This window comes from Sphingomonas floccifaciens (assembly GCF_042681125.1).
Taxonomy (GTDB): domain Bacteria; phylum Pseudomonadota; class Alphaproteobacteria; order Sphingomonadales; family Sphingomonadaceae; genus Sphingomonas; species Sphingomonas floccifaciens.
Map to the genome: position 1 here is coordinate 47,673 of NZ_JBHUFC010000019.1, position 22,379 is coordinate 70,051.

Below are 22,379 nucleotides of genomic sequence, written 5' to 3' on the forward strand. Positions count from 1 at the left end.
TTCATAACAGCCGGTCCCCCTTCCCCTTCCTCAGACGTCCGGTGCTTCGTCGGGACGCTGGTGGCGCAGCGCACGCGCGAGCGCCCGCTTGCGGGCGGTCGCCGCGGCGCGCGACGGATAGGCGCCCGAGAGGCGAGAGGGGTGTGACAAGCTGTTGTCGAACACGACCCAGCCCGTTGCGGTATGGGCGACGTGCATCCCGTCGCTGCGCGAGGGGGTGGTCATGACGGGCGCGCCCGCCTGATCGCGGCCTCGGCGATGAGCTGGCCGGCAAGCGTGTTGCGATGCGACGCGATCCGGCTGTCGGGCGCAGCCACGACTTCGGCCGCGCGTGTCAGCAGCGCAGCGAGGTCAATGTCCGACATCGGCGCCGGGTTGGTCGCGGATCGCGCGGGTTCTTCCCCGGCCTTGTCGAGCATCAGCACGAGGATCGAGGGCTTGATCTCTTCGTCGAGCGGTCGACTGTCGGCGACGAACTTGCCGCCACGCGTGATCGCGAACGCGTTGAAGGTGGGTGATACCCCGTTATCGGCGTTGGGGATCGTGGTGCCGCGGTCGTGGAACTGGATGTCGATGAAGCGGGGCGGGCCACCATAAGTGGATTCGAGAAAGCAGAAGGTGACGCGGCGACCCTCGCTGGTCTTCGCCGTGATCGTGAACGCGCCGTCGGGCACGTCGATTGGTTTGTGCGGCACGTCGTTGTAGCCGGCGAAGCCCGCGGCGATCGCGTCGGCGCGCGTCATGACGGGGAGATCGGTGATATCGGGCATGATGAAAGCTCCTTGCTCTGGATCAGGCGGCACGCTTCAGCGCGATCAGGTCGGAAAAGCGGTCTCGCACCGCGCCGGCATTGGGATAGAGATCGGCGAGACCGTGCCGCGAGAGGATCGGTGCGCGGGACGCGGCGATGATGCCGGCCTCCTCGATGGTGGGAATGCGCGGCGGCCAGCCTTTGACGTAGCGCAGGTCGGGCGGCATCGCGGCTTCGAGCCGTCGCCGCTCGGCGGCATCGGCCTTGGCGAGGGAAATCCGGTTCCTCAAATTACCCGGTATGTGACGCGGTGCGACGTCGGCGAGCCAGCGTGCGGGCTGGAACGAGAAGGTTGAGGTCGCCTCGAGGCCGACCAGGTGGAGCAGCGCGGGACGGTTCGCCGGTGCCGAAGCCGATGCCTGGGCGTCGCCGAGCGATTGAAGGACGCAAAAGCGGCACGACAGTCGTGACGACTGGTAACAGGTGTAGGCGACGTGCAGCGGGATGCCGAGCGTATCGTGCGCGGCGAAGACCTGTGGTGTCGTCCAGTGCGCGATCGGGTTCCACAGCATCATCGCGGTGCCGTGCGGATTGCCGGCAGCGGCGTAGCGCGCGTCTGCTTTCCATTCGGGTGTGCGTGACCGAGCGATGCTCTCGTCGCGGCGCAGTCCCAGCACGTTGATGATAGTCTGGCCGCGCAGCAGTCTGGCGAGGTGCGGCCCGATGACATGGGCCTTCATCTCTGAGGTGCAGAAGCGCAGCGCCGAGGATGACCAGGGACCGATCAGATTATAGGTTTCGAGTGCCTCGTAGCGCGCCTTGCCGTTGGCAAAGCGCGTGGCCCAGCGGTCGAACAGGTCGCCGGCGTTGCGCCGGACGATCGTCAGCGGGACGCCGGCGTGGGCCGCGAGATCCTCGACCGTCGCGGGCGTTTCGTCCCATTCGGCACGGCCGAGGTCGGCGTGAATGGCGATACGCCGCTCGCGCGGATGGCCGAGCGCATCGAGGATCAGGTTGACCGCGAACATCGCGGCCGAGCTGTCCTTGCCGCCCGAGAGGTTGAAGACGATCCATGCGCCGCGTTCGACCGCGTCGAGGATGGCGGGCGGCAGGGCGAGGGCCGGAAGGCCGGCGACCAGGCCGCGTCCGATGTCGATGAACATGGCCGTTCAGGCCGCGAGCGGCGCTGGCAGCGCCAGCCACTCGGGTTCGTCGTTGGCGATGACCGGATCGTGTGCGCGGGCCTCGGCTTTCGAGAACACGGTCGCGCTGGCGAGTGCCCCGAAGCCGTCGTCGTTGTTCCAGAAGACGGCGTGGCCGTCCTGGTCGCGCGAGGCGAGCACGAAACCGAAGCGACCCTCGTGACCATGGGTGTCGGGATCGGCTGCGGCGCTGCGCGCGGCGCGATCGAGGATGTCCTGGGTGCTGTGGAACGTCAGCCCCGCGTCGGTAATGATGACGCAGCCGCTTCCGAACTCGCCGGGGCGCAGCCGGTCGCAGTCGGAGATCCATGCGAACCCGCAGGGGAGCGCGGACTTGCAAGCGCGGAAGATGAGCTGGGCGACCTGTTCGACGCCGAATTGATCGCCGCTGAAGAATACGCGCGCGTTCCCGTCTTCGCCTTTCCAGTCGATGTCGATCGCGCAGTCGAGATAAGGGAAATGCCAATCGTCGAATATCTCGAGGAAGCTTTCGAACTTCATCGGCCCCTTCGCCGGGAACACGGCGTGAAACGCGGGATCGAGCGCGTCATATTCGTGGGCGAGGTCGGCATCGTCGCCGTTGGTGTCGAGGATATCGACTGCCTGTTCGGCAATGGTTAGCAACGCCGCGTCGGCGTGGCTCATGGTCAGCGTGAACGCGGCCTTGGTGTAGGTGTTCGCCATGGGAATGCTCCGAAATGATGGGAAATCGCTCTGTGCGGTCGCGCTCAGGCGTCCGCGGCCTCGGCGAGACGCGCGTTGGCGGCCGCGGCCTCGGCGGGGTAAGCCTGCGTGAGATTGCCGTGCAGGACCGCGAAATCCGGGATCGGGAAAAGACCGTTCGGCCCGGGCCGGGTAATCAGCAGCGCGCTGATGACGGCATCGGCCGGATCGGCATGGACGATGGTGGGCGTCTCGCCGTTATACTCGACCGGCGCGGTGAAGCCCGCCTCGCGCCAGGTGGCGAGTCCCTCCTCGACGCGTGTCGCATAGTCGGCGACGGCCTCGTCGAGCTCGTTCTCGATATGGAGGACGAGTTCGACATAGCGACCGAAATCGTGTCGGTTGGACAGGCCGGCGAGGCGGCATCCCGGGGGCGGCGGGCCGTAGCGTGCGATCAGCGCGGACTTGTAGACCGCGATTTCGAGGCGGTTGAGGCTGTCGAAGTTGGGCGACTGGCCGAGTTGCGCGCAATCCTCCTCGGCGGGACCGGCACCGAGATCGATAAAATATGGCATGGGGCTCTCCGTCGATCGTCATTGATCGACGCGCCCCATCCCCCTCCCCTTTCTTGTCGGGTACTCAGTCGCCGAAGAAGCGGCGCTTGATGGCGATCTGCGCCTCGCCATCGGACTGGCCGAGGGTCATCAGCCGGTCGGTCTCGAGCGTGATCGCGAGATCGGCGGGAAGATCGGCCCAGCGTGAGGCGATGGTGACCGCGGCGGCCGCTGTGGTCAGCTCGCCGGGGTGCGCGCCATGCCATGCGACGGTTTCGTCCTCACCCGTGAGATGCGGGTGCGGGCGCAGCACCTGGACGAAGAAGGTGCCAAGCGGGCGGTCCCACCCGATGCTGACGCTGGTGCCGGGTTCGATACCGGGAAACTGGTGGCGGCTCATGGCGATCCTTTCAGGGTCAGTGCAGCGAGATCCACTCGCCGTGCCAGGGGCGCGGGTGCGGGTAGAAGCGAAGAACGCCTGGAACATCGGTTTCGCCGCTGGCGAGGCGTTCTTCCAGCCAGAGGATGTAGAGCGCGGCGTCGGCGAGATCGCCGGCGAGCAGATCGTCGAGCATCGCGGCCTCGCGCGCGGTCTGTTCGTCGAGCGCGGACCAGTCCAGCGCATCGAGGAAACGGTCGCGTCGATCGGTGTAGCGCGCGATGCGGGCAGCGTCGGCCTGGACGCTGGCGATGGCGAGATGGATATCCACGGGCGGTGCTCCTTCCGGCATGTCGGTGACATGCCGCCCGCTCCCGCTCCCCTTCCCTCGCGCCGCTGGCGCGGGGATCATGCCGCGAGGATTTCGCGGATCGCGTCGCTCCGGCGCGGATAGGCAAGCCGGGGCAGATCGCGCGCGGTGCGCCGGGCGTCGCGCGTCAGCTCGAAGCAATAGGTGAATAGCGGGCTTTGCCGGTGCGGGCGGAGCAGATTGTCGGCACGGAGCCGCGCGAGCCAGTCGGCGGGGTGTTCGTGCGCCTCCGGCCTCGGCGCACCGAGCCGCACCAGCTGGTCGATCGCCCCGGCATGGCCGGATTCGAGGTTGCGGATCTTCGACAGCGTTCTCTCCGAGATCGTCTCGCCGGCGATGCGCAGCACCGTCCGCGGCCTCGTGCGGCCGCGATAGGCGCCCGACAGCGCGGCATAGACGACGCCGCAATGGCCGAAGGCGGGATCGGAGAAGCTGACGACAGCGTCGATCCGGGGCTTGGCGAGGCGCAGGAGGCGGAAGGCGCGCGACGTGAAGAAGCTTTCGCCGTTCGCGGCGACCGAGGGCAGGCAGATGAGCCGTTGCAGTACGCAGCCCCGAGCGGGATCGGCATAGCCGGTGTGCCGGGTGATGACCGCGCCGGTCGCCGGCACGCCGAACACGATGAGACCGACCAACGTGGATCTGCCCGGGTCGCCCGGACCGAACAGCCCGCAGGCGAGCTGGGCGGCGGGATAGCGCGGGAGGTAATGATGGTCGGCGAGGAATGCGCGGGCAGTATCATGGGCGACGACATCGACGGCGTAGCGGCGCGGGTCGATCACGCTGTCGCCGGCAACGAACAAGCTGCGCCGGTCGCGCCAGCGCTGGGAGCGGTCGGTGAGCATGGTTACCTCCGTCAGGCCGCGTCGGCGTAGATCTCGGCCGCCCAGGTCTCGATCCATCCGGTGGTGATCTCATCGTGATCGAGATCGCCGCTCTCGATCAGGGCGCGGATCTCGGCGCGAGCCTGCGCGATCGCGCGTTCCCAGGGGTCGGCGGTTGGTGGCGGTGGAGCAGACGCCGCGGCCTCGGGCAGGTGTCGCGGTGTTTCGAGCGTTCGCGCGCATTGCGTGCGATACCAGCGTTCCATGAAGTCGGCGCCGAGCGCGTCGGTCTTGGCGATGCGATGCCTGAGCGCGTGCTGTCGCACGCCTACGCCCCATCCCTGGCTGTCTATCGAGGCGATCCAGCGTGCGAACGGCGTGAGGTACGGCAGGGCATCGCCTTTCACCCCGAAGAGGTGCGCCTTGACGCCGATCGGCAGGATGCGGGTCAGCCGCTCGACGACGGCGATCAGCCCTTCGGGACCGTGGATCGGTCGCCGGCACATGCTGCCGATGCCGACGACGGTGCCGGGCAGGATCAGACCGCCGATCGCGTCGTGTGAACGGACGTAGTCGTCGGGCACGCGGCCCTGCAGCACGGGCATCAGCCGGTCGCGGATGGCCAAGTCGTCGGCGCGGGCAAAGCATTCTCGGTTGGTGGCGGTGGTGCGCGCGATGCGGTCGAGCACTTCCTCGCGGTCGTGGGCAACGCCCTCTTCGCAGCAGTAATCGACCGACGAGATGCGTCGGAACGGCCATGACGCGGCGAGCGCCATGTAATCGGCGATGCTCCAGGGAAGCCCGCCATAGCGGACCATCATGGTGTAACCGGCGGAATCGAGGTCGACGCTGGCGAGCGGTCGCGCGTTGGCGAGCGTTCCGGTGCGCCATCCCGACCACTCGCGCCAGCCATCGGCCTTGCGCCAGCGCGACAGACAATTGGCCGAGATCAGCACCGGTGCTTGCAGCGCGACCGCGCGCTGAAGGATAGGCCCGTTTGCGAGATGCGGCAGGCCGAGGATGATCTCGATCGTCATCGTCTAGCGGCCAGCTAGCTGATAGCTGTCGGCCATTCCGACAATACGCATCACAGATCCTCGCGCAGCATGAGCGTGAGAACACGGCGCGTGATGCTGGCGTCGGCGGGGTCTTCCGATCCCCATTCCAGCGCCACGTCATAATAATCGATACGGAAGTGTATCGTCTCGCCTGACAGCTCGAACTGGCCGCGATCGCGCTCGGGACAGTCGGCGGGGAAAGTGTAGCGGCGCAGCGCCTGCAGGACATGCGCCTGGGCGACGGCTTCCGAGGCGAGCGTGCCGTTCGACAGCGCGCCGAGGCACGCGCGCGTCATGACGATCTTCGCGGTGCGGTCGAACCCCTGGCGGCAACGGTCGTTGAGCCTGGCCACGGCTTCGAGGCGCGTTTCGGTGGCGGTCGAAATCATGTGATGATCCTCCGTTTGGTCGATAGCGATGGTGGCGGGGACTTCAGGCGGCGAGCGCGTCGCTTCGTCCCCGGCCTCGTTCGGGAAAGGCCGCATGGAAGCGGTCGAGCCAGTCGCCCATCGTCGGGCGCTCGCCGAGCGGGATGACGGCCGCGACATCCTGGAACCGGATGAGGTCGAGCGGCGCATCGCGGATGATCCGGTCGATCTCGTCAGCCGGCAGGAGGTGCTCGTCGCGGATGAAGGCGGTCATCGATCCCGGGCGCGCGCGGGTCGATCTGCGCCACAGGCCCTCGACCGTGTGCAGTCGCGGGGCGGCGCGTGCCTCGACCAGCACGATGAGTCGCAGGCACCATTGCGGGAGGCCGCGGATTTCGCTCGGATGGTTGGCGATGCACAGCCAGCACGCCGATTTGGGTGGCACCGGCAGACCCTCGGCCTGGATGCGGGCGACGCAGTCGGGCCGGTCCCATCGCCATTCGCGCAAGGGGTACTCGCAGTCGTACAGCGGATCGTCGATCGACAGCGCATGGTTGGCGCGCGCGGTGTCGCGCGGTCCGGCGTCATAGCCGATCAGGCGAACGACGCGCTGCCCGCGCGCCCAAGCGTCGACCGCTGGTTGCCAGGTCGACAGGAATTTGTCCTGCGGCGCCTTCTTGTATTTGAGGCTGCAACTCGACCCGCCGAGCGACTTGCTCGGCAGCGTGGCATTGGTCAGGCACATCTCGAGGATGCCGTAATAGGGCGGCCAGTGCTTGAATCGCTTCGGGACATAGCTGACCAGCTCGAAACGGATACCGCGGTCGCGCATCCAGGGCCGGATCACGTCGAGATATTCGTAGGTCGCCGGTTTCTCGACCGAGGTATCGGCGGTCAGCACGAGGTCAGGCGCTTCGCCGCGCGCGTGCTTCTCGATCAGCAGCGCGGTGCTGTCGACGCCGATGCCGTAGGCCAGCACCACTGGTGGCGGCGGCGCCAGCGGCACGACCGGAACTGGCGCGCCGGTCATGGCGCCTCCTCCGGTTCTAGATAGGTGTCATAGGGCGCACCGGCAGACTCGATCCAGCTACCCTCCTCGTCGAGATTCTCGATCCGTGCGAGCAGCGCCGCCTTCAGCTGGCGCGCATCGACGTCGTGGCCCTTGTCGTCGTTCGAGACGAGGCTGAAGGCGAGCGTGTAGGCGTGGTTGTAGCGCGCCATGTCACGCGTCCTCCGCCGCGGCCTTGGGCGCGGCGGGAACCGCGCGGGGCGTGATCGTCACGTCGAGCCGGTCGCGATTGATGACGACGGTGACCGTCCGGTCCTCGGGGACGAGGAAATAATGCCCCGCCAGCTTGTCGCGAATGCGGTTCTCAAGCGCGGCATCGTCGCCTTCGAGCAGGCCGATGATTCGTTCGGCGGCATCGGCCTGGAAGCGCTCGAGCTGCGTATCGTAGCTGTCGGCATCGCTGTCGTCGCTGGCATAGAAGATCGCGCTTTCGAGGATGTCGGCGACGCCGAGCGCGGTGATTTCGCTGCCCCGGCGGACGAAGACGGACGTCTCGTCGACCGAGTTGCACGACCATTGGTCGGGTGCGAAGGCGACATCCGCGTCGGTCGATACCTCGATGAATGCGCCGGCGTGGCTCATCGTCGCCTCGAGCGTGATAGCCTCGACCCAACCGTTTTCCGCCTCGGCGGGGGCTTCGCGGCTGTCGGAGACGATGAAGGTGCGGTCGCCCTGGGTGACGCGGAACCGCATATCCTCGACACGGGCGAGGATATCGTACCAGCCATAGCCCTTGAACGCGTCCTGGGCCTCGACCAGCGGACCACCGAACGGATTATGCTTCGCGATCGCCGCCTGCGCGGGTTGGCCGATCAGCGCATCGAAGTCGGGCATCAGCACCATGCCGGTGTCGGTCACGCGTGCGCCGCTCTCGTAGTTGCGCGAGCTGTCGGCCGCATAGGCGGTCCATGCGAACAGATAGGGCTCGGCTTCGGGTAGTGCGATACCGAGCGAGCGCGCCTCGCGCCAGTCATGCGCCGACAGCCGGTGCGTCCCCGCGGCCTCGATCGCGCGGTAGATCGCGAGCCGGACCGCATCGCGCAGGGCGGCGATGCCGGTGTTCTCGACCACTTCCTTGCGCGCCGGGAGGACGAGCTGGATTTGCGGCGCGTCGAAGATGTCGACCCGCGCGATCCAGTGGCCGCCCCGGTCGACTTCCTGAACATACGGCAGGTCGCACGGGATGGTCAGCCCGTGGAAGTTGAGGCGTCCGTCGCGCGAGGAATAATGCGAGGGGTGTTTCTGGAACACGCCGATGCGCACGCCGTACCATTCCTCGACATGGACCGCGTCCTTCAGCCAGTCCTCCTGCGGAAGGACCGCGCCGTTCCAGGTCACGGGAACCGGATAATGTTTGGCGGCGCGGGCCACGTCGCGCTCGAGCGTCTTCAGCCACTCGTCGGGCACGCGCACGGTGATCGCGGTGCCGCGCATGATCGGATCGGGTTCGATCGCGATCGGGCGGCTCGTCTCCCACGCCGAGGCCGGGATATGCGCCATCCAGCCCTGGCGGTCGGGTTTCGAGAAGGAGCGGATGATGACGTCGCGGCCTGCGAGGCTGAACACGCCCATGCCGGCGGGATCTTCGGCGCGGCGCGTCTCGTCGGACCAGCCCGAGCGGCCGAGCGTGACGATGCTCACCGGATCGGCGATGCCGTGGCCGTCATCGGTGATGTGCAGGAAGTGCTCGGCGCCGGCGCCGTTCAGCGCGAGCGCGACGCCGGTCGCACCGGCGCGGCGCGCGTTCTGGAGGAGTTCGCAGATGACGTCGAACGCGGTATTGTTGAACAGGCGCGTGACCTTGGCGATCGTCTCGGGGGCGACCGCGGTCGCGATGGTGGCGGGAATCATGGGAGTGCGCTCCTGGAAAAGGGCTCAGGCGTCCGTCACGCCTTCCCTCCCCGCTCCCTCTCTCCTTCATCGGCGCATCGGGCCGAGCCCTGGTCAGCCTGCCTTGCCGTCGCGGAACGCGCCGACCACGGTGCCCGCGTCCCAGTGACCGCTGAGGATACCGCGACGCGGGACCGAGTTGATCGCATAGCGCCGCGCCGCGAGGAGGCGGGCACGCCGGGTGTCGCGGTCGATCGGCGCGCCGGTTGCGATATCGCGGGCGAGGCGAAGCGGCGTCATGGCTTTTCCTCATCGATTGTGCCGGGGATGGCAACATGGTCGGTGACGCCCGTTCCCGAAGGATCGAGCGCGATAATTTCGGCGAGCGTCCAGGGGGCTGCGCGGCGCGGGCGACGCGAGAAGCGAAGCTCGTGCTTTTCGGCATATTTGTGGACCGCTGGATATTTGCGGCCGATCGCTGCCGCAACATCAGGCAGCGCGACGCCGAAGTCGTGCGCGATGCGCAGCGCCCGGATCTCCTCTTCGGTCCATTTCCGGTGATAGCCGTGGACAAGGCCGAGGATGTTCGCGCGCGTGAACAGCGAAGCCTTGGTGCGACCCATCTTCGTCGCCAGGGCGTCCATCGGCATCGTGCCGTAAAGGTCGCGCAGCCTTTCCAGATCATTGTCGCTCCACACCGGCCCGCCCCGGAACCCGTCGCGGTTGGCATGTGTGCCGCGCAACCCGAGATAGTCGGCGCGCCAGCGGATAGAGCATTTCGTGCGGCCGAGCCTGGTCGTGAGCGGGGTCAGGCTTGCCCCGTCGGCATAGGCGCGGATGAGCAGTGTGTCTTCGTCAGGGGTCCAGTTGCGGCCCCATCCCCGGCCATAGCCGAGCTTGCGCAGGTGCGGCCCGAAGCCAGCCTTGGTCCTGCGCGGAAAGCCCTCTGTGGCGAGAATGTCGATGATCGCGATATAACGAAGCCCCTCCCCGGCCAGCGTCAGCGCCCGCGTCGCCTCGGCCTCGGTCCAGTCAGCGGGCTTGTTGGGATGGCGCAAACCGAGCGCGTTGGCACGGGTCGCGGTGCCGGACAGCGGGCGTCCGATCAGCGTGGCGATCTGTGCGATCGGGATCGCCTGCGCGTAGCCGGCGCGCAGCTGGGCATCCTCCCAGTCGCTCCATTTTGGAGGATTTCCTTCGGTCAGCCCGAGCACGCCCGCGCGGGCATAGACGCTGGTGCAGGCGCGGCCGAGATCTCCAGCGAGATCGGCCGTGGGGCGAAGGCCATATTCGCGGGTGAGCCATGCGTCTTCGTCGGTCGACCACGGACGCGACGAATTGCGGCGCAGGCCCAGTTTGGCGATCTTGTCGCGCACGCCGGCGCGGCCGCGACCGAGCGCGGCGACGATGTCGTCGATCGCAGCGTCGTCGCAGAACATGCGTTCGACCGTGGCGATCTCGTCGGGGGTCCAGGCATCGTGCCGGAACGGCATCTCGCGCAGGCGCCCGCACGGCTCGGGCAGCTTCGGACACGCGACCAGCTCGACGATATCGGGCGCGAGGTCGGTCACAGCGACACCACGGCGACGTCGCTCAGCCGCGCGCGCAGCCGTGCATGCAGGCGGGCGATGCGGTCGTCGCCCTTGGGCATGGTGTCGACCGCGGCGATCGCCGACAGGAGGTTGAGCGCGCGGTCGGTGCGCTCGGCGTCGAGCGACAGGTGCCGTGCGAGGTCGCGCGCGGTGCTGGCGTTGGGGGAGATGCGCTTCAGCGCGTCCATGATCGCGGCCGCGTCGGTCGCAGCGGGATCGAGCAGGAACGCGTCGAGCGCGCGCGTGCCCTTGAGGGCGATGGCGGGGCCGTGGTCCGCGACCTCGGCCAGGCCCGCGAGATCGAGCAGCTTCGCCGCCTCGTCGGCATCGACGGACGCGGCGGCACGCAGTTCCGGGGTCTTGCCGAGATGTTCGGTGATGGTGGGATCGATATGCGCCAGCACCGGGGTTGCCGACAGCGCCGGACCCATCGCGAAGAAATCGCCGGGGGCGAGGTTGCGCAGCAGGTCGGCGTCACGCGCGGGAAAGCCGAGCAGGTCGGCCGCGCGCGCGATGTCGCGGTCGAAGACGTTGAGCCCGACCAGCACGTTCTGCAGCTCGGACACGACCGAGGTGGAGAGCTTCGCGAGGCGCTGGGTGGCGATGACGGGGGCGAGACCGCGCTTGCGGCCGCGCGCGCACAGGTCGGTCAGGGTGGCGACGCCGAGCCGGCGGGCATCGGCATCGAGCGCGGAACCGGCGACATGCGGTGCGAGCAGATGGCCCTCGTCGATGCACACCAGCATGGTATGCGCCCAGTCCTCGCGCGGTGCGCCGACCAGGCCGGCAAAGAACGCGGCTGCCTTGATGATCCGCTGGTCGGGATCGAGGTCGGTGAGGTCGATGTGCATCGACAGCCGATGTCGCCGGCTGCGCGTCGCCGCGGCCGTCAGCCCGTCGGCGGTGAGTTCGACCGCGCGGATCGTGGTCGCGCCGATATGGCGGGCGAGGTTCTCGAATTCCCCCTCGGGGTCGACGATCGCAAGCGTCGTATAGTCGAACGCCTCCTCGATGATCCGGCGCAAGGTCCTGCTCTTGCCCGCCCCGGAGCTGCCCTGGATGAGCAGGCGTCCGGCAAGCAGGCGATCGAGGTCGAGGCTGAGCGTGCCGGTCGAATGATGGCCGAGCGGTACGCGATTGTCCGCGGCCTCGGGCGCGCGAATCGGGGTGACACAGGTCATGGCGTGGTCCTCCGGGTCAGGCGGCGTCGGCATCAGGGGGCGCCGGATCGTTGGCTGGGATGGCGGGAGCGTCGGGATCGGGAGCGGGCGCACCATCGAGCGTCCGCCATTCGAGCATGTCGTCGCTTTCGCGCTCGCAGTCCTGGCAGGTGGTGGAATCGTAGGTGCTGAGCAGCACCCAGGCCTGTTCGGGCTCATCCCAGGCCGCGACGGCGTCCTTGGTGACGTTGTCGCTGCCGCAGTCGTCGCACACCGGCTTGACCCGGGAGGCGGCAGGCGAGCACAAGCGATCCCCGGTGCAGATCGACCAGTCACCGTAGAATTTGCCGTCGTAGGGCAAGCAGTCGCCGGCGAGCTGAATGGCGTGTTCGCCGTAGCCGTCGTGGAAATGAATTTCCGAATTCGGGAAGAACTTTTCCAGGACCGCCTTCGCGCCGCGGATCTTCACCTCGCTGCCATAGGTGGTGTGGACATAGTCGAGCGGTCCGATCGCGGGGCCTTCGCAGCCCCAGTCTTCGACGTCCTCGTCGGGCGTGGCGCGGCCGTGGAACAGATAGAGATAGACGCTCATCGTGGCGGTCCTTTCAGGCGCTGGGGAGGAGGTGCGCGAGCGCGCTCGCGTCGACCTGTTTGGAGATCGGGGCGGTGCTTTCGACGCGGACCGCGTCGAGGCTCTCGAACGTCTCGGGCATCTGGCGGCGTTCGTAACGGTCCTTGTCGACGAGACCGTGGATCGGCGCGCCCTCGTGGCGCGCGAAGCCGAGCGCATCGACGCTGACGACACGGCGGAAGACGCAGCCGACCTTGCCCTCGGGCACCCAGTCCGCCCAGGAACCCGACGCCGAGACGCTCTCGTACTGGCCGATGATCACCTGATAGGCGGCGCGGCGGCGGACGACGTGGCTGTCGTGGATCGACACTTCCTCGCCGGTCAGCGCGGTCCAGCGGTCGGGATGCCAGCAGCGCACCGAACGGCGCGCGTTCTCGACCTGCAGGGCGATGCCCGGAATGGGCAGGCGGCGAAACTCGCTGCCGAAGGCGTAGAGCACCAGCGCGTAATCGACGTCTTCCTCATAGTAAGGATCGTCGCGGCGCAGCGCCTCGGGCATCGCGGCCTGGCGTTCGTCCGACAGGACATATCCGCCATGACTGGGTGTCGATACGCGCCAGATGCCGGGCAGGACCTGGTCAGCGCGGTCGGGTGCGTCCCAGGGTGTCGTCTCAGGGCGTGGGCTGGGCTGGAACCGGGTCATCTGTCGTCTCCCTCAATGGATTCGACAGATTCCCTCTCTCTCTCCTCCCCCTCGGCAGACCGGGATGATGGCGGCAGGCAGGGTCGTTCATGGTGCAGCCGTGACTGGCCGCACGGATCGCGCTCACGCGCAAAGTGTTCTCAGTCCTGATATTTCACGACAGGAGATCGATCATGGGTGAAGCAACCGACAAGCTGAAGGCGGCAGGCAACAAGCTGGCCGGCAACGTCAAGGAAAGCATCGGCAAGGCGACCGATAACGCCAGTCTCGAAGCCGAGGGCAAGGCGCAGAAGGTCAAGGGCGCCGGTCAGGACGTCAAGGGATCGGTCAAGGGCGCGCTCGGCGACGATATCTGACCCCCCCGACCTTCGATGACACGATCGGGCCGCTTCGGGCAACCGGGGCGGCCTTTTCCTTGCGCGCCGGGAATCCGGGATTTCGAGCGCCACCTTTGAAGATCGACTTGAGGCTGCGCGGGCGCTCGGCTAGCCGTGCCGCGACCACGGTCATCCAGATCGCATCGCACCCCGTGGACGGCCTCGCGCCGCGCGCCTGATTGCAGCGCAGATGCTTCAGCAGGCCGTTCGACAGCGATCGCCGTCCACCCGCGCTGCGCAGCGTGACATGGTCGAACGTCGGGTAATCGGGATGATGGCGGGCGAGGCGCCGCGGGCTCGGCAGGGGCATCCCGCATCCGGCGCACAGCGACGACTGCGCCCAGCGCAGGATCCGCCGCTGGTTTCTGGCTTGGGTGGTCGATGCCATGATGCGAGAATGGTGGCCCTGGATTAAATTCCTGCCAACGACGTCATCCGATGTGCAGCTGGTCAAGCACGGCGGTTTCGAGACTGTCGCCTTCGAGATCCTCGGCATGGATCGTCACGACGGGGGCGATCTCGCGAAGTTTCTCGACCTGGCGCAGCTTCAGCCCGAGCGCATCGGCGTCGTCGCCGGTGACGACCTCGAGCGCCGCCTCGATCACCTCGCCGGTGGTGAAATCACGCAGGTCGAGAAGGAGGTCTGGACGCATCTCGCCGATCGACGTCGCGATATCGAACAGGAGCCGCTTGAACCCGACGCCGATGCCGCGCCGGCGAAGCCGGTACTGGAGATCGAGCAGGCCGACGATCGTCTTGCGTTCGGCGAGATTGTGGATCGCGACGAAATTGGCGGGGCGCGCGATCGGCTGCGCATAGGCGCGCAGGCACGCATAGCCCTCGCGCGGGTTGTGCTCGCCGACGACGGCCAGGACCAGATACGGCGGTCCGATGTGGCGCTGGTGGACGCCGATGTGGCGGATGCGGTTCTTGACGATCAGCTCGCGCCCTTCGGCAAGCGTGATGGTCGAGCCGGAGACGTCGATCGCATACAGGAGGAGGAAGGCCTGCGGGGCGTGCTCGCTCGGCCATTTCTTCGCCGCCTCGCGCAGTTTCGCGAACACGACGCCGCGTTCATAGGGGTCGATATGGGTGTAGAGATGGCGCGCGAGCGGGATGCCCGGTGCGATCTGGACCCGCTCGGCCGCGGCGCGCATCGCCGCGAACTCGCTCGCCATCGATGTCGTGCGCGGCTCGCCGACCTCGAGTGGTTCGACGACGTTGACCTGCGCCATTTCCATCAACTGCCACAGCAGGCGCGCGAGGCGCGGGATCGCGACGCCGCGGGTGCGATCGTCGGGTTCGCTGTCATCAGGGAGCTGCGCCAGCTTCTCGGGGGCGAGCCGGTGCGCCGAGAACAGCCCGTCGGGCTCGTTGATCGTGCGCGGGGTGGTGGTCGCCTTCTCGCGGATGCGGGGCGGCGCCTGCTCCCGGAAGAACGGGCAGTCGACGTCATGTTCGGGGCGACGCTGGCGGATGCTGGTGAGCCGGCGCAGGTAATAGGTTTCGGCTTCGGAGAGATAGGCCGGCGAGAGTAGCGGCGGGTCCGTCCCCTCCCCCAGGCAGTCGCAGGCTATCCACTGGTGATGATCGCGTGCCTTGACCACCATGATGACCGAGGCGCGGTGATCGCTGTCCTCGCCTTCGCCTGTGTACCAGCGCACCAGCGCCTCGCGCACCACGTCGGGTACGGGCGAGCGCAGGGTAAGACCCCGGGTATCGCGTGGGACGAGCCACATGGTGGTGAAGCTACTCCATAATGCTTGCCTTGTCGCCTTTGTTCACGTTACGTTCAATGAACAAAGGAGCTGGCCATGAAGCGTTCGGAATTTATCGGAGAGTTCGACCTCGATGCGGTGCTCACCGAATTGTCGGTCGATCTGGATATTCGCGTTACCCGGCGCATGCTCGCGGGGGCGTGCATCGGCAGCAATCCGGAGGATGCGTATCTCTCGGCGCGCGAGTTGCGGGAATCGCTCGAATGGATCCACGAGGGCGAGAACGAGGGCAAGGTCAAGCTGACCACGATCCTCAGCACCGCGTGCGACGATTTCCAGCGGTGCCTCTATTATTGCGTCGCCGGCAAGGGCGTCGTGACCATGCTCGACGATCTCGTCTGGCTGGAGAAGCTGCTGGAGGCGCGCGGTCGCATCGCCGGGCACATCTATCGCAACAAGCTGCCGGTGAAGCCGCTGGTCAATCCGTATGTCGCGGCCGAGCCGGATGGTCCGTTGGGCCGCTTCGACCCCGCGTTCGCGATCGGCGCGTCCTGGTCGCATGACCCGGGACCCGATTACGATTCCGACGATCGTGGCCCCGGTCCGAAGCTCAAGGGCTGACGACAAAAAGAAAAGGCGGTTCGGCAAGGGAGCATGCCGGACCGCCTCTTCCAGGGGGGGATATCAGTAACGCGCCTCGCACGCGAGCCGTTCCCCGCGCCGCCAGCGCGCCGGATCGATGAATTCTCCCGCATAGGCGCCGCGGCCCGCTGATCGCGCCTGTTCGGCCGCAGCGACATAGCGCGCGGCGCGCTGCGGATCGCCGCGCAGATATTGCGTCGCCGGCACCGCCAGACCCTGCAGGATCAGTTGCTCGCCCAGGTCGTAGCCGTCGACCGTGACGATGGCGATCGGACGGCCGTAGCTGCTCGCGCCGGTCATGCGGATCGTGGCGACACTGCTCTTGAGGATACGCGAGGCGGAATCCTGCGCGAACTTGCCGCACGGATAGCAGGCACCGTCCTTCGAGCACATCTGCTTGCGCTCGAAGGCGTCGGCCCCCGACAGGCGGAAATCGACCGAGACCGTGTCGCCGTCGATCGCCCGCCCCTCGCCGGTGATCGTCGCCCCGTCGCGGCCTTGGGGTTCCCCTGCCCCGCAGGCGGCGAGCGCGGCGATGCCGAGGAGCAGGGCGCCCCTCATGCGTAGCGCAATTCGACTTCGACGTTCGGCCCGTCGACGATGACCGGGAGGACGCGGAAGGGTTGCAGCGGATCGCCGGTGCGCACGATCGAGACCTGGCGTGCGCCGGCATCGAACATCCGCATGGCGACGCGCTGGGCATGGGCTCGGCTGCAGAGCTGCGACCGCTTCGGGCTGGGTGTGACGGGCGGATACGGGGCGGACATGGCGATGATCCTGACGTGGGGGATGTCGGCGATCAACCGAACACCGTCTTGTGGACGCGAGTTTCGGGCTTGGGCGGCACGAGTGTCCACGCCCATTTGCGAAGGTTACCGATCCGATATTTCGGGTAGCTGTTGCCGGGGATCGCGAGCGAGATCTTGCGGCCGCGCTTGTGGACGATGAACTCGTCTCCCTCATAGCCGTCAACGAAGGTGACCTTGCTCGGCAAGCGGATGTGCATGCCGTGTTCGAGCGGGCGTACCGGGGTCGCGAGCCGCTCGAGGCAGCGTCGGCGCCAGTCGAGCGCACCGGGATCGTCGGTATCGCCGAGCAGCGAGAGGATGCGCTCGGGGCATTCGGCCTCGCAAGGCCCGGCGTGTTCGGTCATATCCTTGTAGGCGAACACGAATCCGTCCTTGGCCCGCGGATTCCAGCTGACCAGGCAGACGGCCGCGAAGGCGGGTTCGTCGGTGCCGTCGGTCGACGGCACCACGGCCGCGTACCAGACCTTGTTGCGCAGGCAGGAAGAGGCGATGACGCGCAGCGCCTTGCCCTTCCCGTCGGCATCGCGGTTGTCGTAGGTGAATTGCGCGTCGAGATAGGCTTTGGGGCCTGTGTGCGGGAACATCGACGACAGCGGCATGCTTAGCCAGCCCATGATGGCGGTCCTTTCGCGTGTGTGGACGGGTGATCGATCAGCCGAACAGGCTGACCGGCTCGGCGACCGGCGGTGTGAGCCGCAATTCCTTGCGCAGCCGCACGGCGAACCGCTCGGGCGCGAGCAGGTCGCGGATCGAGGCGTAGCAGTCGCGCTCCCCGAGGTGATCGTGACGACCGCTGACGCGGCGGTAGATGACCTCGCGGTCGGCCATGGTGCCGTGGAGCGATAGCTGCATCCACAGCTCCTCGCCGTGGAGGGTGATCTCGCCGGACCGGGAGGCGTGGCTGCGGTTCGAGCGAAGGTCGTAGTGCGCGGGGTCGAGCCCCAGCGTTTCGGCGAGCCGGCGCAGCGCCTTGCGTCCGTCGCTGTGGAAGCGATCCTTGGCGGCCGCATCGTGCGCGACGCCGCGCACCGCGAGCGTCAGCAGCGCCGGGTGCTGTCGCAGCTCGGCGATACGGTCCATGCAGCGCCGCTTGAGGAGCGCGTCTTCGGACTGCCGCGCGGTGACGCTTGCGAGATGGCGGGCGAGCAGGATGACCGCGGGATCGGTCTCGAAGGCGATGCCGGCGTTGCGGCAGTCGTCGATCGCGCGGGTGATGGCGTGAAGGCTTGCTCCAATCGTGACCAGCGCGCTCGGGTCGAGCGCCTGCTGGTGGCGGAAGGCGACATCGTAGGGCATGAGCGATCTCCCGAGCGCCTCACGCGCTCAGAAATTCGCTCCCCCTCCCCTTCACGATAACCAGTTACGTAATTGCTCCGGTATTTCAGGATCGATGTCCTCGCCCGGTTGCATAGGCCGCAGACCCTGCTCCGCATCGACCGCGGCCTGCAGATGACAGGCGGCAACGGTCGCTCCGTCGTCGGTCGCGTCATAAAGCGCGAGCGCCTGCCGCATTAGCGCGAGCCGTATATTATCGCTCATGCCAGTCTCCCACTACGGTCTGCCGCCATGATTGCGTTCGGGGCAAACGAAAGCAGGCCCATAATGGTTGTAACGGCCGTGCGCTCATCGCAGCCTCCATCGGCCGACAAGGTCGACCATTGCGTCACGATAGCCCCACGCATCGGGATAGATCGCAGGCTCCTGCGCGAGCCAGGCCATGACAATTAGCATGTCCTCGGAAATGATCGCGTCGCAGTTGCTGAGGTGGAGGATGGGGAAGTGGCCGTTGTCGTCACCATTCCACCACGCCAGCAGGAAGTCCGCGACGCGCGCGGCCTGCCCGGTATCGGACGAGGCGACATCCACGAGGCGGCCGATCGCGGCGCCGACCTCGTCGAAGGCGAGTGCGCGGATGAGGGGGCGGCGTTGCGGTTGCATGGTGCGTATCCTGTCCTATCGGGTGGAAGCTGTCATGCGATCAGGATGGGGCGTGCTTCCCGGCCTGGGCGATCATCACGGCGACCGCCTCGTCGAGCGCGGCGTCATCGCCGTTGACCATGCGCGCCGACGGGGTGAGGCGTTGCACGCCGGCGAACACGATGGCGGGTGTCCTGCCCTTGAGCCGATAGCAGAACACCTGGTCGCCCTCGATCGTCACCAGCTTCGTCCGGCATTGCCGGCGCAGCCGCTTCGCCTCCTCGATCCGGGTGATGAGCGCCGCCACCTCGAATTCGAGGCAGTGCGGCATGACGCTGTCGCCGAGCCGCGAGACGGGCCGGTTGGCGGCGAGCCAGGCATCGACCGCCTGTTCGGTGACGCTGCCGACGGCATGGTAATCGTCCGCGGCGCCATGACCGCGGTTCGAGGCGAGGAAGGCGCGCTGCCCATCGATCCAGATCTCGGCCGAGTAGCAGGTCGTTTCCTCGGACAAAGCGTCGACCACCTTCAGCTTGCGCAATTCGATGTGCATGGTGCGATCTCCAGGTCATGCTGCGAGGGCTTCGGGTTGGTCGATCCCGGGCGCGCCACCCGCGGCGGCGTTATGGAGCCAGGTCACCGCCTGCTCGGCTTTCGCCGCGGCCTTGATGATCGCGCTTGAATCGCCCTTCAGGATCTTCAGCCAATGATCGACGTAGCTGGCGTGGTTGTCGTGCAGCTCGCCGGGCAGATTGAGGTCGGCGCAGACCAGGCACTGGCCGATGCAGGCGACCAGCTCCTCGAACGCATAGGCGTTGTCGCCGAACTTCTTGCCGAACTCGCGGTTCAAACGCTGCGGCGCACCCGAATAATGGACATATTCGTGGGCGAGCGTGCTGGCGTAATGATCGTCCGAGCGGAATGCCCCGCGCTGCGGCAGCTGGATATAGTCGCCGATCGGCGAATAGAATGCCTGATCGCCGCCATGCCGCACGGTCGCCGGCAGGCCTCCGAAGAAGGCATCGATCGCGGCGCGGTGCCGGCTCTCGATGCGCGGTTCGGGCGGTGCGGGCACCGGATAATAATACGCCGGGAGACCGTCGATCTGATCGACGTTGAACACCGTGTACGAGCGCAGGAACCGGATATTCTTCGTCGCCGCCTCGCCGGTGACGCGGTCCGCCTCGGTTTTCGAGAAGGTCGAATAATAGACGCTGTGCGCGCCATGCTCGCCGCGCCGTACCTGTCCGCCCAACTCGGTCGCCTGTCGGTAGGTCATCCAGTTGCGGCCAGAGAACCCCTGGGCGTCGCCGATCGCCCAGAGATAGAGCGCGTTGATGCCGGTGTAGGGCGTGCCGCAATGCCGCAGCGGTCGCCCCCCTGCCCCGGTCAGTCCCCAGGGGCGCGACCAGGGCAGGACGCCGGCTTCAAGCTTGGCGATTATGAGGTTGGTGATCTCGGCCGCGACATCGCGGCGTGGCGCAGTCGATTTGCGGTGAAAGGTCATGGGAAAGCTCCCTCGATGCGCGGGCCACGCGTGACGGTCCGCGGGTAAAAAGAAGGCGGCCGCCCCGGTGAGGGACAGCCGCCAAGGTGTGCCCGGGAGACGAACGGGCCGGGGGTATCGGGGGGCTATTCGGCCGCGATCAGCGCCTCGTCGCTGTCGATCCCGGCATCGTCGGCACCGAGATCATCGGTGTCGCCGTAGTCGTCGTCGTCGAAGCCCTCATCGCCGGGCTCGTCGTCGATTGCCTCGTCGGCACCGGCGACCGACACGAGATCGAACCGCATCGCGTCGGGCACCCAGGCCAGCGCCGCGTCCTTGGTCTCCGCCTCGGTGATCGCTTCGCCGGCGAACAGCTTCTCGCAGCTGGTCGAGATCTCGCCCTTCTTCGAGGCCATGTAGCGGGCCGCGAGCGGCGCGCCCCCGACGTTGGTGAGCAGCGCCAGCAGCGTACCCTTCGACACGCGGTCGAAGAAGTTCGCCGAGGTAGGGCGCCACCATTTGGCGGGTTCGATCTCGAGGATCGAGGCGAGCCGCGCATGGAGCGGGTTGGTGGTGACCGAGCTGTAATCGGGCTTGGCCTCGAGCGAGGTCGCCACCACGACCGCGAGCCAGGCCGCCTTGGCGTCGTCGCTGAGCGCGCGGAACGCCTCGAACCGCTCGACCGGGTTCGACCCTTCCGTCCACGACGTGTCGAGACCCTCGCGGGCTTCGGCGATCGCGACCTGCGCCTGCGTGGCGGGCTGATCCTTGGGCATCTGCGGGTCCTGCGGACGCCCTGCCCGAACCGTCGTCCCGTAGCGGCCGTAGCCGTGGCTGGGGTCGGCGAGGCAGAACAGCATATAGTCGAGCGCGAGCCCCGGATCGCCGAGGATCGAGGCGGCGAGGATGTCGCGGCGCTGGACCGCCAGTTCGTCATGGAGCCGCGCGCTGAGCGGCTTGCCGCCAGGAGCGACCGCCTCGGGCGGCAGGTCGGCGGTGCGACGCGACGACGGCGACGACGGCAGCGGCCGATCGTCCCCGGGCAGGCGGATCGGCGTTTCGCTGTAATAGGTCGTGTCGAGCGTCATCTTGCCGTCGCGGCCGAGCGTCAGGAAGACGCCGACCTGGCCCTTGACCTCGTCGGTCAGCTCGGGCGCCTTGTCGTGGATCGCCTGATATTCCTCGCGCAGCCGATCCGATTCCGCATCGAGCGCGGCATAGGTGTCGTCATCGATACCCTCGTCCTCCATATCGCTCTCGATGACCTGCACGCGCTCCTCGATCTTGTCGCAGCGCGTCTGTTCCTCGTCCGTCAGCGGCGCTGCCGGCAGCGTCACGCGGTGGAGGTCGGACGTGATGCCGTAGAGGCTGGTCGTGGCGACGGGGCGCACCCATGCGACGCCCAGTTCCTCGCCGAGCCGCTTGGCCTCGGCCTCCATCAGCGAGGCAGCGAGCGTCTGCGCGAGTTCCGGGTCGGTCCAGCGGTCACCGTCCTCGCTGAACAGTTCGCGCTCGATGCGGCCGCCCGCGGCGACATAGGCATCGGCACCGACCAGGATCGCGATCGGATCCGTCGCCTTCATCGTGTCGTTGGCGATCGCGCGACGGATCTGGTCGGCGTTGACGTAGGACGAGTGACCATACTGCTCGAACACGCGCTCCTGCTTGGCCTTGTCGGCCGTCGAGCCGTAGGCCTTGGCCATCTCGTAGGAGATCTTGCCCGCGGCCAGGGCTTCGAAGATCGGTTCGGCAAGATCGGCGAGGCGCAGCCGTCCCTCGATGAAGCGGCGGGTCTGGCCAAACCGTTTGGCGACCGCGTCGACGTCACCGTCGGTCTTGAGGAAGTGCTGGAACGCGACGCATTCCTCGGCGACGGTCATCTGCTCGCGCTGGAAATTCTCGGTCAGCGACACCTCGCGCAGGTCCGCCTCGTCGCCGGTGATGATCTTGACCGGCACGTCATAGTCGGCGGCAACGATCTCGCCGGCTTCGGCCAGCATCATCGCACCGAGATAGCGGCGATCGCCGGCGATTATCTCGAACATGCCCTTCGGGCGGGCGGCGGTCACCAGCAGGTTCTGCATGATGCCGCGAGCGCGGATGCTGGCGGCCATCGCCTCGATATTCTTGGGCGGGGTGGTGCGCACGTTCTTCTCGGAACGCTTCAGCTTCGCGAGTTTGACGGTCTGGGTCATCTATCGTCTCCATGAGCGGGAAAGTGTCCGGTGCACGGGTGTTTCCCCCGACCCGGACACCCTCCCCGCTCCTTCTCCCCTCTCGTTTCCCGCTTGGGCGGGAGGGCGACTGGGGCTCGCCGACAAGCGGCTACCTTGCTG

31 protein-coding genes are annotated in these 22,379 nt (G+C 67.3%); 2 read left to right on the forward strand and 29 right to left on the reverse strand.

Annotated features, from left to right (window positions below; genetic code table 11):
* Positions 1–30: 30 nt before the first annotated feature.
* The 18 genes from ACFSC3_RS17605 to ACFSC3_RS17690 form a co-directional block, all read right to left on the reverse strand.
* Entirely contained in the window at positions 31–225 is a 195-nt protein-coding gene (locus ACFSC3_RS17605) for a hypothetical protein (RefSeq protein WP_010409103.1), read from the reverse strand.
* Complete coding sequence (locus tag ACFSC3_RS17610) at positions 222–770, reverse strand: hypothetical protein (RefSeq protein WP_035386550.1); 549 nt, start codon at positions 768–770, stop codon at positions 222–224. Before ACFSC3_RS17610 ends, ACFSC3_RS17605 begins: the two co-directional genes overlap by 4 nt.
* 22 nt (positions 771–792) lie before the next feature.
* Positions 793–1,914 (reverse strand): phosphoadenosine phosphosulfate reductase domain-containing protein, encoded by a 1,122-nt coding sequence (locus ACFSC3_RS17615; protein WP_010409098.1) that lies wholly within the window; start codon positions 1,912–1,914, stop codon positions 793–795.
* A gap of 6 nt (positions 1,915–1,920) precedes the next feature.
* Positions 1,921–2,637 (reverse strand): hypothetical protein, encoded by a 717-nt coding sequence (locus ACFSC3_RS17620; RefSeq protein WP_062126508.1) that lies wholly within the window; start codon positions 2,635–2,637, stop codon positions 1,921–1,923.
* A gap of 44 nt (positions 2,638–2,681) precedes the next feature.
* Positions 2,682–3,191: a hypothetical protein gene (locus ACFSC3_RS17625; RefSeq protein WP_010409093.1), complete on the reverse strand. Its 510-nt coding sequence runs from the start codon at positions 3,189–3,191 to the stop codon at positions 2,682–2,684.
* Between the two features lie 64 nt (positions 3,192–3,255).
* The gene (locus ACFSC3_RS17630; protein ID WP_010409090.1) at positions 3,256–3,570 is read right to left on the reverse strand and encodes a hypothetical protein; all 315 of its coding nucleotides are present in this window, start codon (positions 3,568–3,570) and stop codon (positions 3,256–3,258) included.
* A 16-nt stretch (positions 3,571–3,586) separates the two neighbouring features.
* On the reverse strand, positions 3,587–3,880 hold the full coding sequence (locus ACFSC3_RS17635) for a hypothetical protein (protein WP_010409087.1): 294 nt from the start codon (positions 3,878–3,880) through the stop codon (positions 3,587–3,589).
* Between the two features lie 77 nt (positions 3,881–3,957).
* Positions 3,958–4,764, reverse strand: coding sequence for a Mom family adenine methylcarbamoylation protein (locus ACFSC3_RS17640; protein WP_062126506.1), 807 nt, complete (start codon positions 4,762–4,764; stop codon positions 3,958–3,960).
* An 11-nt stretch (positions 4,765–4,775) separates the two neighbouring features.
* Positions 4,776–5,780, reverse strand: a complete 1,005-nt coding sequence (locus ACFSC3_RS17645; protein WP_062126503.1) for a deazapurine DNA modification protein DpdA family protein — start codon at positions 5,778–5,780, stop codon at positions 4,776–4,778.
* 50 nt (positions 5,781–5,830) lie between these two features.
* Positions 5,831–6,190: a DUF3768 domain-containing protein gene (locus tag ACFSC3_RS17650; protein ID WP_062126565.1), complete on the reverse strand. Its 360-nt coding sequence runs from the start codon at positions 6,188–6,190 to the stop codon at positions 5,831–5,833.
* Between the two features lie 43 nt (positions 6,191–6,233).
* Complete coding sequence (locus ACFSC3_RS17655; RefSeq protein WP_062126500.1) at positions 6,234–7,199, reverse strand: hypothetical protein; 966 nt, start codon at positions 7,197–7,199, stop codon at positions 6,234–6,236.
* Entirely contained in the window at positions 7,196–7,390 is a 195-nt protein-coding gene (locus tag ACFSC3_RS17660) for a hypothetical protein (RefSeq protein ID WP_062126497.1), read from the reverse strand. Before ACFSC3_RS17660 ends, ACFSC3_RS17655 begins: the two co-directional genes overlap by 4 nt.
* A gap of 1 nt (position 7,391) precedes the next feature.
* On the reverse strand, positions 7,392–9,089 hold the full coding sequence (locus ACFSC3_RS17665; protein WP_062126492.1) for an ATP-binding protein: 1,698 nt from the start codon (positions 9,087–9,089) through the stop codon (positions 7,392–7,394).
* A gap of 93 nt (positions 9,090–9,182) precedes the next feature.
* A complete protein-coding gene (locus ACFSC3_RS17670; protein ID WP_024310655.1) occupies positions 9,183–9,368 on the reverse strand; it encodes a hypothetical protein in 186 nt (61 codons plus the stop codon).
* Complete coding sequence (locus ACFSC3_RS17675; RefSeq protein WP_024310654.1) at positions 9,365–10,639, reverse strand: hypothetical protein; 1,275 nt, start codon at positions 10,637–10,639, stop codon at positions 9,365–9,367. The genes ACFSC3_RS17670 and ACFSC3_RS17675 overlap by 4 nt, the downstream gene beginning before the upstream one ends.
* The gene (locus ACFSC3_RS17680; RefSeq protein WP_010408937.1) at positions 10,636–11,841 is read right to left on the reverse strand and encodes a helicase HerA domain-containing protein; all 1,206 of its coding nucleotides are present in this window, start codon (positions 11,839–11,841) and stop codon (positions 10,636–10,638) included. The genes ACFSC3_RS17675 and ACFSC3_RS17680 overlap by 4 nt, the downstream gene beginning before the upstream one ends.
* A gap of 16 nt (positions 11,842–11,857) precedes the next feature.
* Entirely contained in the window at positions 11,858–12,412 is a 555-nt protein-coding gene (locus ACFSC3_RS17685) for a hypothetical protein (protein ID WP_062126489.1), read from the reverse strand.
* Positions 12,413–12,425: 13 nt separating this feature from the next.
* On the reverse strand, positions 12,426–13,094 hold the full coding sequence (locus tag ACFSC3_RS17690; RefSeq protein WP_035386547.1) for a DUF7007 domain-containing protein: 669 nt from the start codon (positions 13,092–13,094) through the stop codon (positions 12,426–12,428).
* A 173-nt stretch (positions 13,095–13,267) separates the two neighbouring features.
* On the opposite strand from ACFSC3_RS17690, the gene ACFSC3_RS17695 reads away from it, so the two are divergent.
* Positions 13,268–13,450, forward strand: a complete 183-nt coding sequence (locus ACFSC3_RS17695) for a CsbD family protein (protein WP_016510257.1) — start codon at positions 13,268–13,270, stop codon at positions 13,448–13,450.
* On the opposite strand, the gene ACFSC3_RS17700 is transcribed toward ACFSC3_RS17695, so the two are convergent.
* On the reverse strand, positions 13,422–13,859 hold the full coding sequence (locus ACFSC3_RS17700; protein ID WP_062126486.1) for an HNH endonuclease family protein: 438 nt from the start codon (positions 13,857–13,859) through the stop codon (positions 13,422–13,424). The two genes, ACFSC3_RS17695 and ACFSC3_RS17700, sit on opposite strands and share 29 nt — an antisense overlap.
* A 43-nt stretch (positions 13,860–13,902) precedes the next feature.
* Positions 13,903–15,210, reverse strand: a complete 1,308-nt coding sequence (locus ACFSC3_RS17705) for a hypothetical protein (RefSeq protein ID WP_062126483.1) — start codon at positions 15,208–15,210, stop codon at positions 13,903–13,905.
* A gap of 75 nt (positions 15,211–15,285) precedes the next feature.
* Between ACFSC3_RS17705 and ACFSC3_RS17710 the strand changes: the two genes are divergently transcribed.
* Entirely contained in the window at positions 15,286–15,810 is a 525-nt protein-coding gene (locus ACFSC3_RS17710; protein ID WP_016510268.1) for a hypothetical protein, read from the forward strand.
* Positions 15,811–15,873: 63 nt separating this feature from the next.
* Here the strand turns inward: ACFSC3_RS17710 and ACFSC3_RS17715 are convergent, their stop codons facing one another.
* The 9 genes from ACFSC3_RS17715 to ACFSC3_RS17755 all read right to left on the reverse strand — a co-directional run bounded on the left by ACFSC3_RS17715 (position 15,874) and on the right by ACFSC3_RS17755 (position 22,238).
* Positions 15,874–16,392 carry a thermonuclease family protein gene (locus ACFSC3_RS17715; protein WP_037447358.1) on the reverse strand — a complete coding sequence of 173 codons (519 nt, stop codon included), beginning with the start codon at positions 16,390–16,392 and terminating at the stop codon, positions 15,874–15,876.
* Positions 16,389–16,634 (reverse strand): hypothetical protein, encoded by a 246-nt coding sequence (locus tag ACFSC3_RS17720; RefSeq protein WP_079247040.1) that lies wholly within the window; start codon positions 16,632–16,634, stop codon positions 16,389–16,391. The genes ACFSC3_RS17715 and ACFSC3_RS17720 overlap by 4 nt, the downstream gene beginning before the upstream one ends.
* The gene (locus ACFSC3_RS17725; RefSeq protein ID WP_010408917.1) at positions 16,631–17,254 is read right to left on the reverse strand and encodes a DUF6927 domain-containing protein; all 624 of its coding nucleotides are present in this window, start codon (positions 17,252–17,254) and stop codon (positions 16,631–16,633) included. The genes ACFSC3_RS17720 and ACFSC3_RS17725 overlap by 4 nt, the downstream gene beginning before the upstream one ends.
* Positions 17,255–17,291: 37 nt before the next feature.
* Entirely contained in the window at positions 17,292–17,936 is a 645-nt protein-coding gene (locus ACFSC3_RS17730; RefSeq protein WP_010408914.1) for a hypothetical protein, read from the reverse strand.
* A gap of 51 nt (positions 17,937–17,987) precedes the next feature.
* Positions 17,988–18,179: a hypothetical protein gene (locus tag ACFSC3_RS17735; RefSeq protein ID WP_024310640.1), complete on the reverse strand. Its 192-nt coding sequence runs from the start codon at positions 18,177–18,179 to the stop codon at positions 17,988–17,990.
* A gap of 84 nt (positions 18,180–18,263) precedes the next feature.
* Positions 18,264–18,578 (reverse strand): DUF7673 family protein, encoded by a 315-nt coding sequence (locus ACFSC3_RS17740; protein ID WP_010408907.1) that lies wholly within the window; start codon positions 18,576–18,578, stop codon positions 18,264–18,266.
* Between the two features lie 40 nt (positions 18,579–18,618).
* On the reverse strand, positions 18,619–19,110 hold the full coding sequence (locus ACFSC3_RS17745; protein ID WP_016510938.1) for a hypothetical protein: 492 nt from the start codon (positions 19,108–19,110) through the stop codon (positions 18,619–18,621).
* A gap of 15 nt (positions 19,111–19,125) precedes the next feature.
* Positions 19,126–20,064, reverse strand: coding sequence for an ArdC family protein (locus tag ACFSC3_RS17750; protein ID WP_062126480.1), 939 nt, complete (start codon positions 20,062–20,064; stop codon positions 19,126–19,128).
* Positions 20,065–20,189: 125 nt separating this feature from the next.
* Entirely contained in the window at positions 20,190–22,238 is a 2,049-nt protein-coding gene (locus ACFSC3_RS17755; protein ID WP_037447387.1) for a ParB/RepB/Spo0J family partition protein, read from the reverse strand.
* Positions 22,239–22,379 lie beyond the last annotated feature (141 nt).

Bases quoted from the DNA above. Each gene is read 5' to 3' on its own strand.
- ACFSC3_RS17715 (WP_037447358.1), bottom strand. From the start codon at position 16,392: ATGAGGGGCGCCCTGCTCCTCGGCATCGCCGCGCTCGCCGCCTGCGGG.
- ACFSC3_RS17755 (WP_037447387.1), bottom strand. From the start codon at position 22,238: ATGACCCAGACCGTCAAACTCGCGAAGCTGAAGCGTTCCGAGAAGAAC.
- ACFSC3_RS17610 (WP_035386550.1), bottom strand. From the start codon at position 770: ATGCCCGATATCACCGATCTCCCCGTCATGACGCGCGCCGACGCGATC.
- ACFSC3_RS17650 (WP_062126565.1), bottom strand. From the start codon at position 6,190: ATGATTTCGACCGCCACCGAAACGCGCCTCGAAGCCGTGGCCAGGCTC.
- ACFSC3_RS17740 (WP_010408907.1), bottom strand. From the start codon at position 18,578: ATGCAACCGCAACGCCGCCCCCTCATCCGCGCACTCGCCTTCGACGAG.
- ACFSC3_RS17640 (WP_062126506.1), bottom strand. From the start codon at position 4,764: ATGCTCACCGACCGCTCCCAGCGCTGGCGCGACCGGCGCAGCTTGTTC.
- ACFSC3_RS17670 (WP_024310655.1), bottom strand. From the start codon at position 9,368: ATGACGCCGCTTCGCCTCGCCCGCGATATCGCAACCGGCGCGCCGATC.
- ACFSC3_RS17705 (WP_062126483.1), bottom strand. From the start codon at position 15,210: ATGTGGCTCGTCCCACGCGATACCCGGGGTCTTACCCTGCGCTCGCCC.
- ACFSC3_RS17725 (WP_010408917.1), bottom strand. From the start codon at position 17,254: ATGGGCTGGCTAAGCATGCCGCTGTCGTCGATGTTCCCGCACACAGGC.
- ACFSC3_RS17685 (WP_062126489.1), bottom strand. From the start codon at position 12,412: ATGAGCGTCTATCTCTATCTGTTCCACGGCCGCGCCACGCCCGACGAG.
- ACFSC3_RS17645 (WP_062126503.1), bottom strand. From the start codon at position 5,780: ATGACGATCGAGATCATCCTCGGCCTGCCGCATCTCGCAAACGGGCCT.
- ACFSC3_RS17730 (WP_010408914.1), bottom strand. From the start codon at position 17,936: ATGCCCTACGATGTCGCCTTCCGCCACCAGCAGGCGCTCGACCCGAGC.
- ACFSC3_RS17615 (WP_010409098.1), bottom strand. From the start codon at position 1,914: ATGTTCATCGACATCGGACGCGGCCTGGTCGCCGGCCTTCCGGCCCTC.
- ACFSC3_RS17660 (WP_062126497.1), bottom strand. From the start codon at position 7,390: ATGGCGCGCTACAACCACGCCTACACGCTCGCCTTCAGCCTCGTCTCG.
- ACFSC3_RS17630 (WP_010409090.1), bottom strand. From the start codon at position 3,570: ATGAGCCGCCACCAGTTTCCCGGTATCGAACCCGGCACCAGCGTCAGC.
- ACFSC3_RS17695 (WP_016510257.1), top strand. From the start codon at position 13,268: ATGGGTGAAGCAACCGACAAGCTGAAGGCGGCAGGCAACAAGCTGGCC.
- ACFSC3_RS17655 (WP_062126500.1), bottom strand. From the start codon at position 7,199: ATGACCGGCGCGCCAGTTCCGGTCGTGCCGCTGGCGCCGCCGCCACCA.
- ACFSC3_RS17710 (WP_016510268.1), top strand. From the start codon at position 15,286: ATGAAGCGTTCGGAATTTATCGGAGAGTTCGACCTCGATGCGGTGCTC.
- ACFSC3_RS17680 (WP_010408937.1), bottom strand. From the start codon at position 11,841: ATGACCTGTGTCACCCCGATTCGCGCGCCCGAGGCCGCGGACAATCGC.
- ACFSC3_RS17665 (WP_062126492.1), bottom strand. From the start codon at position 9,089: ATGATTCCCGCCACCATCGCGACCGCGGTCGCCCCCGAGACGATCGCC.
- ACFSC3_RS17735 (WP_024310640.1), bottom strand. From the start codon at position 18,179: ATGAGCGATAATATACGGCTCGCGCTAATGCGGCAGGCGCTCGCGCTT.
- ACFSC3_RS17625 (WP_010409093.1), bottom strand. From the start codon at position 3,191: ATGCCATATTTTATCGATCTCGGTGCCGGTCCCGCCGAGGAGGATTGC.
- ACFSC3_RS17750 (WP_062126480.1), bottom strand. From the start codon at position 20,064: ATGACCTTTCACCGCAAATCGACTGCGCCACGCCGCGATGTCGCGGCC.
- ACFSC3_RS17605 (WP_010409103.1), bottom strand. From the start codon at position 225: ATGACCACCCCCTCGCGCAGCGACGGGATGCACGTCGCCCATACCGCA.
- ACFSC3_RS17700 (WP_062126486.1), bottom strand. From the start codon at position 13,859: ATGGCATCGACCACCCAAGCCAGAAACCAGCGGCGGATCCTGCGCTGG.
- ACFSC3_RS17620 (WP_062126508.1), bottom strand. From the start codon at position 2,637: ATGGCGAACACCTACACCAAGGCCGCGTTCACGCTGACCATGAGCCAC.
- ACFSC3_RS17745 (WP_016510938.1), bottom strand. From the start codon at position 19,110: ATGCACATCGAATTGCGCAAGCTGAAGGTGGTCGACGCTTTGTCCGAG.
- ACFSC3_RS17690 (WP_035386547.1), bottom strand. From the start codon at position 13,094: ATGACCCGGTTCCAGCCCAGCCCACGCCCTGAGACGACACCCTGGGAC.